The sequence below is a fragment of the Methylomarinum sp. Ch1-1 genome, from assembly GCF_030717995.2.
GTDB lineage: Bacteria > Pseudomonadota > Gammaproteobacteria > Methylococcales > Methylomonadaceae > Methylomarinum > Methylomarinum roseum.
In genome coordinates, this window is sequence record NZ_CP157743.1 from 2,777,664 (window position 1) to 2,791,743 (window position 14,080).

15 protein-coding genes are annotated in these 14,080 nt (G+C 50.2%); 11 read left to right on the top strand and 4 right to left on the bottom strand.

What is annotated here, in order from left to right:
- Nucleotides 1–343: 343 nt before the first annotated feature.
- From Q9L42_RS12770 to Q9L42_RS12785, 4 genes are read right to left on the bottom strand one after another with little or no spacing between them, the layout of a single operon-like run.
- Complete coding sequence (locus Q9L42_RS12770) at nucleotides 344–991, bottom strand: c-type cytochrome (RefSeq protein WP_349431187.1); 648 nt, start codon at nucleotides 989–991, stop codon at nucleotides 344–346.
- Nucleotides 992–993: 2 nt separating this feature from the next.
- On the bottom strand, nucleotides 994–2,619 hold the full coding sequence (locus Q9L42_RS12775) for a b(o/a)3-type cytochrome-c oxidase subunit 1 (RefSeq protein ID WP_349431188.1): 1,626 nt from the start codon (nucleotides 2,617–2,619) through the stop codon (nucleotides 994–996).
- Nucleotides 2,609–3,142 carry a cytochrome C oxidase subunit II gene (locus Q9L42_RS12780; RefSeq protein ID WP_305908006.1) on the bottom strand — a complete coding sequence of 178 codons (534 nt, stop codon included), beginning with the start codon at nucleotides 3,140–3,142 and terminating at the stop codon, nucleotides 2,609–2,611. The genes Q9L42_RS12775 and Q9L42_RS12780 overlap by 11 nt, the downstream gene beginning before the upstream one ends.
- A gap of 9 nt (nucleotides 3,143–3,151) precedes the next feature.
- The gene (locus tag Q9L42_RS12785; protein WP_305908005.1) at nucleotides 3,152–3,304 is read right to left on the bottom strand and encodes a hypothetical protein; all 153 of its coding nucleotides are present in this window, start codon (nucleotides 3,302–3,304) and stop codon (nucleotides 3,152–3,154) included.
- A 610-nt stretch (nucleotides 3,305–3,914) separates the two neighbouring features.
- Here Q9L42_RS12785 and Q9L42_RS12790 point away from each other — a divergent pair.
- The 11 genes from Q9L42_RS12790 (at nucleotide 3,915) to Q9L42_RS12840 (ending at nucleotide 14,007) form a co-directional block, all read left to right on the top strand.
- Entirely contained in the window at nucleotides 3,915–4,679 is a 765-nt protein-coding gene (locus Q9L42_RS12790) for a YdcF family protein (protein ID WP_305908004.1), read from the top strand.
- Nucleotides 4,680–4,964: 285 nt separating this feature from the next.
- Nucleotides 4,965–5,576: a hypothetical protein gene (locus Q9L42_RS12795; protein WP_349431189.1), complete on the top strand. Its 612-nt coding sequence runs from the start codon at nucleotides 4,965–4,967 to the stop codon at nucleotides 5,574–5,576.
- Nucleotides 5,577–5,587: 11 nt separating this feature from the next.
- Entirely contained in the window at nucleotides 5,588–6,457 is an 870-nt protein-coding gene (locus Q9L42_RS12800) for an alpha/beta hydrolase family esterase (RefSeq protein WP_349431190.1), read from the top strand.
- Between the two features lie 1,529 nt (nucleotides 6,458–7,986).
- Nucleotides 7,987–9,294, top strand: a complete 1,308-nt coding sequence (locus Q9L42_RS12805; protein WP_305908000.1) for a citrate synthase — start codon at nucleotides 7,987–7,989, stop codon at nucleotides 9,292–9,294.
- Nucleotides 9,295–9,354: 60 nt separating this feature from the next.
- Nucleotides 9,355–9,750: a GlcG/HbpS family heme-binding protein gene (locus Q9L42_RS12810; RefSeq protein WP_349431191.1), complete on the top strand. Its 396-nt coding sequence runs from the start codon at nucleotides 9,355–9,357 to the stop codon at nucleotides 9,748–9,750.
- A gap of 25 nt (nucleotides 9,751–9,775) precedes the next feature.
- Complete coding sequence (locus Q9L42_RS12815; protein WP_349431192.1) at nucleotides 9,776–9,949, top strand: DUF1674 domain-containing protein; 174 nt, start codon at nucleotides 9,776–9,778, stop codon at nucleotides 9,947–9,949.
- Nucleotides 9,950–10,422: 473 nt separating this feature from the next.
- Entirely contained in the window at nucleotides 10,423–10,797 is a 375-nt protein-coding gene (sdhC, locus tag Q9L42_RS12820; protein WP_305907998.1) for a succinate dehydrogenase, cytochrome b556 subunit, read from the top strand.
- An 8-nt stretch (nucleotides 10,798–10,805) separates the two neighbouring features.
- Entirely contained in the window at nucleotides 10,806–11,186 is a 381-nt protein-coding gene (gene sdhD / locus Q9L42_RS12825) for a succinate dehydrogenase, hydrophobic membrane anchor protein (RefSeq protein WP_305907997.1), read from the top strand.
- A gap of 3 nt (nucleotides 11,187–11,189) precedes the next feature.
- Nucleotides 11,190–12,974 (top strand): succinate dehydrogenase flavoprotein subunit, encoded by a 1,785-nt coding sequence (gene sdhA / locus Q9L42_RS12830; RefSeq protein ID WP_305907996.1) that lies wholly within the window; start codon nucleotides 11,190–11,192, stop codon nucleotides 12,972–12,974.
- A complete protein-coding gene (locus tag Q9L42_RS12835) occupies nucleotides 12,974–13,759 on the top strand; it encodes a succinate dehydrogenase iron-sulfur subunit (protein ID WP_305907995.1) in 786 nt (261 codons plus the stop codon). Before sdhA ends, Q9L42_RS12835 begins: the two co-directional genes overlap by 1 nt.
- A complete protein-coding gene (locus Q9L42_RS12840) occupies nucleotides 13,759–14,007 on the top strand; it encodes a succinate dehydrogenase assembly factor 2 (protein WP_305907994.1) in 249 nt (82 codons plus the stop codon). The genes Q9L42_RS12835 and Q9L42_RS12840 overlap by 1 nt, the downstream gene beginning before the upstream one ends.
- Nucleotides 14,008–14,080: the final 73 nt, after the last annotated feature.

Below are 14,080 nucleotides of genomic sequence, written 5' to 3' on the forward strand. Positions count from 1 at the left end.
CATTGATCCTCGATGATCTAGAGGGCCAGTCGCGCAATTTGTACGATTGGCAGGGTAAAGTCAGCAATTCCCACTTTGGAGTTCAAAAAGGGCATGGGTTGTGTTTGGCGAGGATGTCGGCAGCAAGGATGCTACCGTCAAGCCCCCAGGGATGGGTTTACCCAGCACCTAAATTCCATGGCTACAGGACTATATTTTACATTCCAGGATAATTTAGGTGCTGGGTGAACGGCGTTCCTCGACAGACACACCCCATGCCCTAAACACAGCAAAAATGCACAAACTGATGACATGGAATAGCTGGCGCCTGCCGAGTACCCGTCATATATAAAATGACTGAGTACTAGTTGAGTTGATAGTAATATTGCGCAAGCTGCCGAATATCTTCCTCGCTGAGTTGTTCGGAAATCAAACGCATGCGGCCATAGATGTCATTATGACGCACGCCGGTCTTGTATTCGGTCAAGGTATTGACGAAATATTCCACTTGCTGGCCGGCTAGCGCCGGAATATCCTGTTTTTCCCCGTCGCCGTTGCTGCCGTGACAGGTGAAGCAGGGAGGGATGATTTTTTTTCCGTTTCCCTGGCTTACCAGCACTTTAGCCTTTTTCAATGCGCCATTGCCGCTTTTTGGGTTTTGTGCTCTCGGCAGAGAGGCAAACCAGGCGGCTAGGTCGGCGCTATCCTGTTCCGACAGACCTTGGGCGATCGAATTCATCAACATATGCTCGCGTTTGCCGTCGGCGTAATCACGCAGCTGTTTGTAGGTATAGGCCGCCAGTTGGCCGGCTAGCGACGGGTTGCTGGCGATTGGGCTGACGCCTTTTTCGCCATGGCAACCGACGCAGGATTGCGCCAGCTTCTGACCGTTTTTGGGTTTGCCGTTTTTGACGAAATTCAGTAAATCCGGCGTCCAGGCGATGTTAGTGGAAGGCTCCGCAACGCTAAGGACAGGACAGAGCAATAAAATTAAAGGCAATAGGCATTTCATGGTTAATATCCCCAGGCGCTTGAGTCGAAGGTGCCGATGAAGAAGAACTGCAGAATCGGGATGCCGAAGCTGACGGCCATGTAAGCCGCGATAACCTTGTTCCACAATTTGAAGTCATTCAGATATTCCGGCAGCGAGTTAACCGGGTGTAGCGGTTCGGCATACTCGACTTGCGCGTTGAACTCTTCAGTGGCCGGGCCGAATTGCGTCTTATAGAGCAGATAGACGAACAAACAGGCCGAACCGAGCATGATCAGTCCGCCGGCTATCATCGCAAGCTCATAAGGTTTCCAAGAAAGCGTTAAAAGATTGTTGTAGACGACGCTGGAAATACGCCGGGGTTGGCCCAACAGGCCCAATATATGCCACGGGGTCGTCAGAATCGTCATACCGATAAACCAAGTCCACAATTGCACCAAAGCAAGATTGTTGGAGAACAGCGGTTTCTTGCACAATATCGGCCATAAATAATAGGCGATCGCGAAATACATGATCACGGTGGTGCCGGCGAAAATCAGATGAAAATGGCCGGGCACCCAAGCGGTATTATGCACCATCGCATTCATCGCATAGCTGGCGTTGACGATGCCGCCGAAGCCGCCGAAGATCAGCATCAACAACGACAGTATCACCGCCAGCACCATCGTGTTGGTCCATGGCAGGCTGCCGATCCAACCGAACAGGCCTTTGCCGCCGCGCAAGCGGCCGGCGATTTCCAGCGAGGCGATGACGGTGAAACCGGTCATGAAAGTCGGCACCGTCACGATGAAGGTGCCGATGCCGTGCAGCATTTTCCAGCCCTTGCCTTGTTCGGGATCCATATAAAGGTGGTGGAAACCGATCGGCAGACTGAACACCACCAGCACGATGAAGGCGGCTCGCGCCGCTTCGTCGCTGAATATAAAAGCGCCTGCCTGTTTCGGGACAAACACATAGAAAGCGATGTAAGCCGGAATCAGCCAGAAATAAACGATCGGATGCAGGGTCCAGGCAAACAGGGTGCGGGCCAGTCCCGGGTCGATCGTATCGGACCAACCCAATGACAAGGGGATCAATTGAAACAAGACCTCCATCGCCACCCCGGCGCTGGTCCACAGCCATAACAGCGCATTGGCGGTGGTTGCGAACATCGCCAATGGCACCGGTTGGCCGGGGTTGGCCTCTTTCCACTGATAGAACATCACGATCATCACGACGCACCAGGCCCACGAACCGACGATCAGCAGCGTGGCGCCCAGGTAAAATAGGTAATGGCCTTGTACTGGGGGGTAGAAAGTATAGAGGACCGAGGCTAGGCCGGATAGCAGCGGTATCGCTGCCAATACCACCCCGAACAGAGCCACCCCGAAGCCGCCCCAGGCCAATTCTTTGTTCCAGACCGGCATGTTCAACGAGGTGCTGGCGGTGTAATAGCCGAAGCCCATGATGAAGAAGGTGGTCAACACATAGGCCATCAACACGCCATGGGTGCTGACCGAAGCAAAATAAACCGTCGGCGATCCTAGAGATTCAATTAAGCCGCTGCGTTCCAGGACTTGGTATTCGCCCATGAAACAGGCGATGATGAAGGCGGTAAAGGCCACTGTCATATGGCTTAACGCCAGTTTTCTTTCATTGCTATCGTTCATTGCCGGCCGCTCCGTTCGTTGTTTGTTTAGACGCATGCCATTGGTCTTTTTCGACCACGTCGATTCTGCCCCACATATGATCGTGCCCTAACCCGCAGTATTCGTTGCAGAGCATCGGGTAATCGCCCGGTTTCGGGAAAGAGGTCTGCAATTCGGCGACAAAGCCTGGCACGATCATCGTGCTCATGTTGGTCATCGGGACATGAACGCCATGCAAAACGTCTATGCTGACCCAACGGAAGGTGATATTGGTTTCAGCCGGCACCGAGATTTCCTTGGGAAAGAACGAATAACGTCCCGCCACCATTTTGACGCTGACGTTGCCGTTTTCATCGCGATGCACGCCCAGATTATCTTCGGCGAATTCTTCGCTTAAATGCAGGCTGGCGGAATCGATCGTTTCGACATTGCCGGGGGTTGTGATGTTGTGAAACAAGGCGTCGATGATGATCAGGGTGACGAATAGGCCGCAAATGGCGAGGACGATTTGCGCCCATTGCTTTTCTAACGGATCGATATGCATAATTGCCCCCTAGTTGATGATACCGCGGGGCGTGAATACCCCGTAGTACAGGAATAACCAGGCGACGACCATGCTGGCGCCGACGAGAAGCATCAACGCCCAGGTGCCGATAGGAGCGCTTTTCAGTATTTTTTTACGTTCTTCTTCGCTGAGTTGATTCATCTTTCCTCCGAGGCGGATTATTATTTTTTTGGGGACAGGCGGAAATTGGCAGGATTATTTTTATTAAGGTTAAGTGTAACTATTCAGTATCTTTCAGGGTTTAGGGAGTAGACCATTGATTTCTCGGGACGCGTGAATACTTCCATGTAAGCTCTGACTGCAACGTCCTGTTGCAGACAGCCCGATAAATCAATAGCCTACTCCCTCTTATAAAACTATGCTGAATAATTACGGTTAAGTTAATATAGTGGCAGATTATTTTAGCTGTCAATTTTTACTCGTATCGGTCAGTGATATTTTTTATTTCGAATTTAGTAAATAAACTCTGTACATGATAAAAAGTCTTAATAATTAGTAATAAATTAATTTGCATGGAGATTTTAGTTTCTTGTGTGGGATGGGTTTCGCTATCGCTTCTCCTCACCCTACCGCAAACTCCATGAACCATTGAATAAATTTTTGTTGTGTACGGAGTTAATTGACCTGGATTGTTTTTTAGCCAGATTTCCCAGAAATTCCACTTCATTTATAAAATATCCGGATCAGTCGAACTTGTTCAGCGTTTTATGCATAGTAATGATCTTATGATTTGGAAGCAAAGCGACGGATTATGACAGCGCTGAAAATTATCGCCCTATTGAAAGCCTTGTTATTGCCGCCCGCTGGTTTCTTGTTGCTGGGCATGGCGGGTTTGTTGATCAGACAGAGAAAATCAGGCGGGTTTATGATTGCTATTAGTTTATGCGGCTTGTTTCTTTTTAGCATGCCGGTCTTTGTGAATTTCATCGCGAGGTCTTGGGAGACTATTCCCGCATTGCAACATCAGAGGGTTACCCAGTTAAAACCGCAGGCGATTGTCGTTTTGGGCGGCGGCATGAAAAAATCCGGGCAAGAGTATGGCCGGAAGGTCGGCTTGGCTGCGAGGACATGGATACGGTTGCATTATGCGGCGAGCGTGGCCCGCGAAACGGGGCTGCCGATATTGCTAGCCGGAGGCAGGGTGCTGGACAATGTTGCCTTATCGGAGGCCGAATTGATGGCGGATTATCTGCATCGCGATTATCAACTCGAGGCGCGTTGGCTGGAAACAGAAAGCCGGAATACCTTTGAGAATGCCCGCAATAGTCATGCAATACTAGCTGAAAACAATATTCAACGCATCATTCTGGTTACTCAAGCATATCATATGCCGAGGGCATTGATTCAATTCGAAAAGTTCGGCTTGATGGTGTTGCCGGCTCCGACCGATTTCATATTCAGTGCTGAACCATGGGGCATCTTCAGCTTCATTCCCTCGGCCAGCGCGTTGCAAAAAAGTTTTTTGTTGACCCATGAATGGCTGGGGTTTTATTGGTATCAGTTACGATATGTGTAACTATTCAGTATAAAAATGCTTTTACTATCAGTTACTTGCTCCAGAAGACGCCGTAAATATGTCCCTATAGGCTTGGATGCGACATCCCTGTCGCATACACTTCTTCCACAAGCAATTGATAGTAAAAGAAATATTTTCTCAGTATCAAGCTGAATAGTTACCGATATGTTTGAATACCGCCGTCGAAGTATATTGCCTTGGAAAGAAGTCTGCGCCGTGTTAGCCTGATGCATCAATGTATCATGCGCATTTATTATCATGCGCATTTATATAGAGGCATTAAACATGAAAAATTATTTTTTTCGGCAACAAAATTCGAATCAATATGGTTTTTGGTTTGTTAACGTTGTATTTGTTTTGTTTTTGACCCTGTTGTCCGTTAACGTCTATGCTCACAGAGGGGCGGTCGATGAGATAGACACTTGTCGTATCAAAGTAGGTTTTGAAAAAATCCATTTTACCGCTTATACACCCGAGTTCACTAAGGGGCAGGGGTTTTGTCAGTTTATTCCGAATGTAGGGCTGACTAATCTAGTTTTTGATTATGAAGGCAAGAAGTTACGCGATGTCAGCATAGAATATGAGATCACCAAAGAACCGGAAGGAACTCGGATTTTTTATCAAGAACCGAAAAAAATCAAAACCGGCAGCATGAATGCGGCGGTAGATTTCACCCCCTATGGCGCCGGAGATTATCTGGCACACATCACTATTGTGCATAAGGGCGAGAGACTGGATACACATTTGCCGTTTGTGGTAGGTTCCGAGGAAATCAAAACTCCGTGGGGGTTTTATGTTTTTATTGCACTCGTGCTACTGCTGATTGCATATTTTGTTATCTTGAACCGGGCGAGTAAACAAGAGACTCAAATGACAACGTCGGACTCTGACGAATAAAGAGGACGGCTATGTTAACGAGACTTAAGTCTAAATTCGCTACCATGCGCAAGTATGAAGTGATAATTATGCTGGCGCCCATCGTAGTGGTTATTCTGCTACTGTTGGTCGACGACGATGATGAATTCGCCAAAATGGGCACGACATCCTATGCTGGTGTTGAAAGACAAAGTTGCTCTCCTGGAAGTTTTCAGGGACAAAAAGGCGCGACTTACGGCGAAGAAACGCCAGGAGGAATCAAATATAATGTCCGTACCCCGCTGAATTATGACGCCACGTTTGCACATCCTTTGTTGGTCGTCTATGCGCCCGCTCAAGCTAATCGCGCCAAAACTGAAAGAATGACGGGGCTGACATATCAGGCGACTTCATTGGGGTTTATTGTTGCCTATGCCGATCATCCTGAATTATCGACTTCTTCCACCGTTGAGCTAGGAAGCATTCCGGAGCAGGTCGCTAAAAAATGGTGCATCGATAAAAAACGGATTTATCTAACAGGGCATTCCGACGGCGGCACCGTCGCGATGGCGTTGGCGTTCATGAACGGAACCCGGCATATTCCCTCGGCTATCGCGCCTAGCGCCGCGGGTGTCAGCTATCGCGATTTGAAAACGCATAGCTGCCCAGAACCGATTTCCGTGATGGTCATGCATAGTAAAAACGACCATCTGTTTCCAGGTTACGGTTCGGAAGCTTCCGGATGGTGGGCCGCCTGTAACGATTGCTCGCCGATTCCGAAAACCTTAGAAAATGGCTGTATCGCTTATACCGATTGTAAAAACGAAGTAAAAACCTGGTACTGTGAAGGGGAGAAAATCCATGCGAAATGGCCGCAATTAAACAATGTTATGCTGAAGTTTCTGGCTTCATCAAGTCGTTAAGGCAATTCAACTCAATCAATGAAATAGTCTGTAAAGCGAGTAAGGATGTGGCCGAAAATAACTGCTTTTTTGCTTCATGTTCGATTAGGGTAAGTTCGGTCCTCCATTGAAAATCTTGGAAACGGAGCGCCAGCGAAGTGAAGATTTTTAGTCCCCGATAGGCGTAGGGCCGATTGTTTTGTCGGAATCGAAGCGAGAGCGAAGGTGGAGACAAAATAAAAGGTCTCCCGAAACGCCGTCAAGTCATTTGTGGGAGTGCGACGGAGCCAGCATCGAGTTTACGATGATATGGCGGAGTGGCACGGACGCAGGACGAATCGGGGCCGCCGGAGGCAATAAACGCCACGTAATTTCTGCCGCTTGCTTGGGCTGGGATGCCCAAAACAAGCTTTCGCAGAAATAGCATCGTAGGGCGGCTTCGCGAAGCAAGCCGCCAAACCCCGCACCGGAGGCAAAATTAGCCGTTGTGCGTATCCAGGCGGATTGCCTGGCGGCGAATCCACCCTACGGTTGCGATGCCAATGGAGTCTTGCCTTCGGATGTGCCGAACAGTGTGAAGCGCATCAAAAATGGTGCGCTTCCTATCGTCAGTACACCCTACCGCATCGTAGGGCGGCTTCGCGAAGCAAGCCGCCAAACCCCGCACCGGAGGCAAAATTGGCCGTTGTGCGTATCCAGGCGGATTGCCTGGCGGCGAATCCTGTTGCATGCCAAGGTAGCCTTGCCTTCGGATGTGCCGAACGGTGTGAAGCGCATCAAAAATGGTGCGCTTCCTATCGTCAGCACACCCTACCGCATCGTAGGGCGGCTTCGCGAAGCAAGCCGCCAAAAACCGCCACCGGGACAAAATTGGCCGTTGTGCGTATCCAGGCGGATTGCCTGGCGGCGAATCCACCCTACGGTTGCGATGCCAATGGAGTCTTGCCTTCGGATGTGCCGAACAGTGTGAAGCGCATCAAAAATGGTGCGCTTCCTATCGTCAGCACACCCTACCGCATCGTAGGGCGGCTTCGCGAAGCAAGCCGCCAAAAACCTGCACGCGGGGCGGGTTATATAACACACCCTAAACGTTTAACTTACTTTAGGCGTATTTGTTGTTAATTTTCTGTTTTGCCACTCATTCATTTAATGAGGTAGCCCTGGTCGGGGCTACGGCGGTCCTCGACAGATAGGTCTCATGTGCTTAATGCCGCTAAAATGCTCAAACTGGAGTTGCTGCAGTCTTGCCGTAAGGAGTCGGTGTTTAGCTCCAATCCTGCCATAATCGCGCCGCGAAGGCGATCATCAGACCGCTAGAGTCGATCATGCGGATTCTTTCTCATCGAATAAACCGATCTACGATAACGCCACTATACAGATCCATTTTCGTTTCAGGCTAAAAGGGATTTTGACTAAAAGTAAAGGAGTTGTAATAATCCTGAGACCGAAAGAAGCTAAACTCTTTTTATTGCGACAAAGTCTCGGAGGCCTATGAGACGGATGAGATAGACACTAGCTTCATCTGAACCGTTACAGGAGAATTGCGTTTCATGTCAAAAGATACAATATCGATACGACATAATAGGACTGGTCAGGAAGCTGAATATCCGTTATTGCAGGGGACATTAGGCAAAGAAACGCTTGACATTCGTTCTCTATATAAAGATTTTGACTGTTTTACCTATGATCCAGGGTTTACCGCGACAGCCAGCTGCAAAAGTAATATCACCTTTATCGATGGCGATGCCGGTATTTTACTCTATCGTGGATATCCGATCGAACAATTAGCGGAACATTGCGACTTCATGGAAGTCGCTTTTCTATTGATGTACGGCGAATTGCCGACGAAACAAGAGTTGGAGACGTTTTGCGATGAAATTAACAGGCGCTCCATCCTCGATGAGTCATTGAGAAGCTTTTTTGAAGGCTTTCATTATGACGCCCATCCGATGGCGATGTTGGTCGGGGTCGTCGGCTCGCTATCGGCCTTTTACCATAGCGAACTAAACATGAAGGATCCAGAGCATCGGAGGATTTGTGCGACTCGGATGATCGGTAAAATGCCAACGATTGCTGCGGCCACCTATCGGCATTCGGTCGGCAAGCCTTTTGTCTATCCACTGGTGGATCTTAGTTATTGTGAAAATTTTCTGAATATGATGTTTTCACGTTCGTCACCGAATTATATAGACCCGAATCATTATATCGATCCATGCGCCGTTAAGGCGCTTAACCTGTTGTTCATTCTGCATGCCGATCACGAACAGAATGCCAGCACCTCGACGGTGCGTTTGGCCGCTAGCACCGGCGCCAATCCTTATGCTTGTATTGCGGCAGGTATAGCCGCGTTATGGGGGCCGGCTCACGGCGGCGCCAATGAAGCGGTTTTGAGCATGCTGACCGAAATCGGTACGGTTGATAAAATTCCGGAATATATCGCCAAGGCCAAAGATAAAAATGATCCTTTTCGGTTGATGGGCTTCGGGCACCGGGTTTATAAAAATTTTGATCCCAGAGCGACGATTATCCGTAAGACCTGTTACCAGGTTTTAGAAGGCTGTAATAAGAACGATCCTTTGTTCGAACTGGCCCTGGCTCTGGAAGAATATGCGCTAAAAGACGACTATTTTATTGAAAAGAAACTCTATCCGAATGTCGACTTTTATTCAGGCATCATTTATAAGGCTCTGAATATACCGGTGGACATGTTTACTGTGATGTTTGCGATCGCCCGCACCGCTGGCTGGGTGTCGCATTGGCTGGAAATGATGGCCGACCCGTCGACTCCGATCGGTAGGCCCAGACAGTTATATCAGGGACCGGGACAAAGAAATTTTGTGCCGATTGAAAGTCGGTAATGTATGATCTAAGTGTGATAGCAAAGAAGATTGTTTATATATTTCAGGCGGAGGAATGATTTGGAAACAATTTACAGAATGACGTTAGGTGATGCGAAACGGGTCGCCAATGCGGCCGAAGCGGAAGCGCGCATCAATAATTGGGATGTGGTCATCGCGATTGTCGACCAAGGTGGACATTTGCTTTATCTGCAGCGTGAAAATGCCCAGTTAGGCAGTATCGAGGTGGCGATCAGCAAGGCGAAATGCGCGGTATTGTTTAGAAGTCCGACCAAGGCGTTGGAACAAATGGTTGCCGATGGTAAGCAGGGGTTTTTAACGATGCCTCAGATGTTGCCGGTTGAGGGTGGGGTGCCATTACTGCATAATGGCCAGGTAGTCGGCGCTATCGGCGTCAGCGGGATTACCTCGGCCGAAGATGGCCATATCGCCAGAGCTGGCGCCAAGGCGTTATAACAGTCTTGATCTCTAGGTGAGCATGATGACGATAAAAAAACAGCAAACAGGCGAACCGCAAGATCGACACATTAGTGAAACCGGGCAAGAGGATGCCGGGGCGGACGGTGGACAAACACCGGAAATTGGCGGCGTCAAAGGACCCGAACCCACTCGTTTTGGCGATTGGGAAAAAAACGGCCGTTGTATTGATTTCTGATTCGGCGGCCAAGGCCTTGCATAAAGGGTCGAAAAAACGTTTATTTGGGCAGAGGATGATTTTCCCCTAAACCAGGCTTATTCCAGATTTGACAAGCCCTGATGTCAGGTCGGAAGCGCTCGCTGCATTGAACGTTTTTAACGCCATAAAATCTTGTTCTTTTGTAATTATTCAGCGTATTTTTATCAGAGGGAGTAGGCTATTGATTTATCGGGCTGTCTGCAACAGGCAGATTTTTTGCTCCTGCAAAATCTGCATTTCCATCGTCCCTGACGGTCAGACGTTGCAGCCAGAGCTTACATGGATGTATTCACCCAGCACCTAAATACCCTAGGTTATTGGCTATGATTAATAATCTTCGTTAATTTAGGTGCTGGGTGAACGCGTCCCGAGAAATCAATGGTCTACTCCCTAAACCCTGAAAGATACTGAATAGTTACGTTCTTTTTACGACTCTTTGGATATCGTTGGCAATGAATAGAAATAGACCCTTGTCCCCCCATCTTCAAGTCTACCGTTTGCCATTAACCGGACTGATGTCGATCAGTCATCGGGTAACCGGCGTGTTGCTATCCATCGGTTTGATTTTTTTCGTTTATCTCGTTTCAATGATGGCTTCCGGAGAAGACGCCTATCAAAGCCTGCAGGGTTCGTTGAATACGCTGGTTTTCAAGCTGATAGTCTGGGGCTTCATCTACGCATTGTTTTTCCATCTTTGTCATGGCGTTCGCCATCTGATTTGGGATAGCGGCGCTGGTTTTCAGCGCGACACGATGAATCGCTACGCCGTTATCGAGTTGCTTGCTTCCATTGCGTTGACCCTCGCAACTTTTTTCCTCTATCTATAGGATCAGACATGGAATATAAGACACCGTTAGCTAGTGCTCAGGGGCTGGGTTCCGCCAAGACCGGAACTGGACATTGGTGGCTGCAGCGAGTGACTGCCGTCGCTTTGATCCCTCTCAGCGTCTGGATGCTTAAATTGTTGAAGATGATCAGCGTTGCGCCCTATGCCGAAACGATCGCCTGGTTGACGGAACCGCTGAATACGGCCTGTATCGCAGCCTGGACGATCGCCGTGTTTTATCATGCTGCGCTGGGCGTTCAGGTCGTAATAGAGGATTATGTATCGACCGAATGGCTGAAAATCGTCGCGGTATGGGTCAACAAGCTGGTATGCCTGTTTTTGGCGGGGATGGCTTTGCTAGCTATTTTTCGTACTATTTCAGCGGGTTAAGCAATGTCATCAGAATATAAAATCATCGAACATAAACATGACGTCGTGGTCGTCGGCGCCGGTGGCGCTGGGCTGAGGGCGACCTTCGGCATGGTCGAAAAAGGCTTGAAAACGGCCTGTATTTCCAAGGTGTTCCCAACCCGCAGTCATACCGTAGCCGCACAGGGCGGGATCAGTGCGGCGCTAGGCAACATGGGCGAAGACCATTGGCGTTTCCATATGTACGATACCGTGAAAGGATCGGATTGGCTGGGCGATCAGGATGCGATCGAATATATGTGCCGCGAGGCGATTCCGGCCATCATCGAATTGGAACATTACGGCGTGCCTTTTTCTCGCACCCCTGAGGGCAAGATCTATCAGCGCGCCTTCGGCGGCATGACGACTCATTACGGCAAGGGGACGGCGCAAAGAACTTGCGCGGCGGCCGATGTGACCGGTCACGCTATCTTGCATACTTTGTATCAGCAGGCGCTGAAACATCATGCCGAGTTTTTCATCGAATACATCGCCCTGGATCTGATCATGGAAGACGGTGAATGCCGCGGCGTGTTGGCCTGGTGTCTCGATGATGGTACGCTGCACTTATTCCGCGCCCATCAGACGGTGTTGGCGACCGGCGGTTTCGGGCGCAGTTATTTTTCCTGCACCTCCGCCCATACCGTGACCGGTGACGGCAATGCGATGGTGTTAAGGGCAGGGTTGCCGCTGCAGGACATGGAGTTCATTCAGTTTCACCCGACCGGCATCTACGGCGCCGGTTGCCTGATCACCGAGGGCGTCAGAGGCGAGGGCGGCTACCTGACTAATTCGGAAGGCGAGCGCTTCATGGAACGCTATGCGCCGACGGCCAAGGATTTGGCTTCACGGGATGTGGTCAGTCGAGCGATCACCATCGAAATCAACGAAGGCCGTGGGGTCGGGCCGACTAAGGATTATGCCTATCTGCATATCGAACATCTCGACCCGGCCATAATCCATGAACGTCTGCCGGGAATCGCCGAAACCGCGCGCATCTTTGCCGGTGTCGATGTGACCCAGGAACCGATACCGGTGTTGCCGACCGTGCATTACAACATGGGCGGCATACCGACAAATTACAAGGCCGAGGTGGTGACGCTAAAAAACGGCGATCCCGACACGGTCGTGCCCGGCTTGATGGCGATCGGTGAATCCGCCTGCGTCTCAGTGCATGGCGCCAATCGTCTCGGTTCCAATTCGTTGCTGGATCTAGTGGTGTTCGGCCGCTCTGCGGCCATTCGCTGCGCCGAACTGGTCAAACCCGGCGCGGCGCATAAGCCGCTGGCCTCGGATGCCTGCGACCAAGCATTGAGGCGATTCGATCGCATCCGTCATGCCAACGGCGGCCGCAAAACGGCCGATATACGTCTGCAAATGCAGAAAACGATGCAAAGCAAGGCGGCGGTGTTCAGGACCGGGGAAACCTTGGCCGAGGGGGTGGCCGGCATCGCCGAGGTGGTCGAGAGCTTCGCCGATGTTAAGGTCAGCGATAAGTCGCTGATCTGGAATACCGATTTGGTGGAGACGTTGGAATTGGATAATCTGCTCAGCCAGGCCACCGTGACCATCAATGCCGCCTATGGACGAGAGGAAAGCCGAGGCGCCCACGCTCGCGAGGATTTCCCCGGACGCGATGACGATAATTGGTTGAAGCACACCTTGGTGTGGCTGGAAAACAACCAGGTCAAAATCGATTACCGACCGGTGCATCTTTACACCTTAAGCGATGAAGTCGAGGCTTTTCCGCCTAAAGAGAGGGTTTATTAATGGTCGAGTTTACATTGCCTAGAAATTCCAGAATAACGGAAGGAAAAACCTTCAAGGCGGCGGAAGGCGCAAGCAATGTCCGCCGTTTCGAAGTTTATCGCTGGGATCCCGATTCCGGCGAGAAGCCCCGCATCGACGTCTACGAAATCGACATGGATGCTTGCGGGCCGATGGTGTTGGACGCGATCTTGAAAATCAAGAATGAGATCGACAGTACGCTGACTTTCCGGCGTTCCTGCCGGGAAGGGGTCTGCGGTTCCTGCGCGATGAATATTAACGGCAAAAACACCTTGGCCTGCACCAAGGCGATTTCCGATTATTCGGGCGCGGTGAAGATATTTCCGTTGCCGCATATGGATGTGATCAAGGATCTGGTGGCGGATATGACCCATTTTTTTGCCCAATATGCGTCGATCAAGCCCTGGCTGGAGACCCAGACGCCGCCTCCGGCCGATAGAGAGCGCTTGCAAAGCAAAGAAGAGCGAGCAAAGTTGGACGGATTATATGAATGTGTTTTGTGCGCCTGCTGCTCGACCAGTTGTCCCAGTTATTGGTGGAACAGCGAGCGCTATTTGGGACCGGCCATTTTGCTGCAGGCTTATCGTTGGTTGGCGGACAGTCGCGATGAAAACACCGGCGCCCGTCTCGATGAATTGGAAGACCCGTTCAAGCTTTACCGCTGTCATACCATCATGAACTGCACCGATACCTGTCCGAAAGGCTTGAATCCGGCCAAAGCCATCGCCGAGATCAAGAAACAGCTGGTGCAAAGACAACAGGGTTGATGGAAGAGCTGAGCAAGTTGAAATGGCGCTGTCGGCGCGGGACGCTGGAACTGGACATCCTATTTCGCCGTTATCTGGATCAGTGTTACTGCCAGGCCGATGCCTCGGAGCGGCACGTTTTTTTGCAACTGCTGGAGCTGGAAGACGGCGAGTTGATGCGCTATATGATGGGCTATGCCGAGCCGGATGACGGCGCGTTGGTCGCAGTGGTGGCTAAAATGCGTCGGTTAAGTGAGGATGGCGGATAAAGTATTGATGACATTAACGTCAGCAGTTGTTACTCTGTCGTTAAGTATTTAGGTCGACTGAATCTAAGCGATA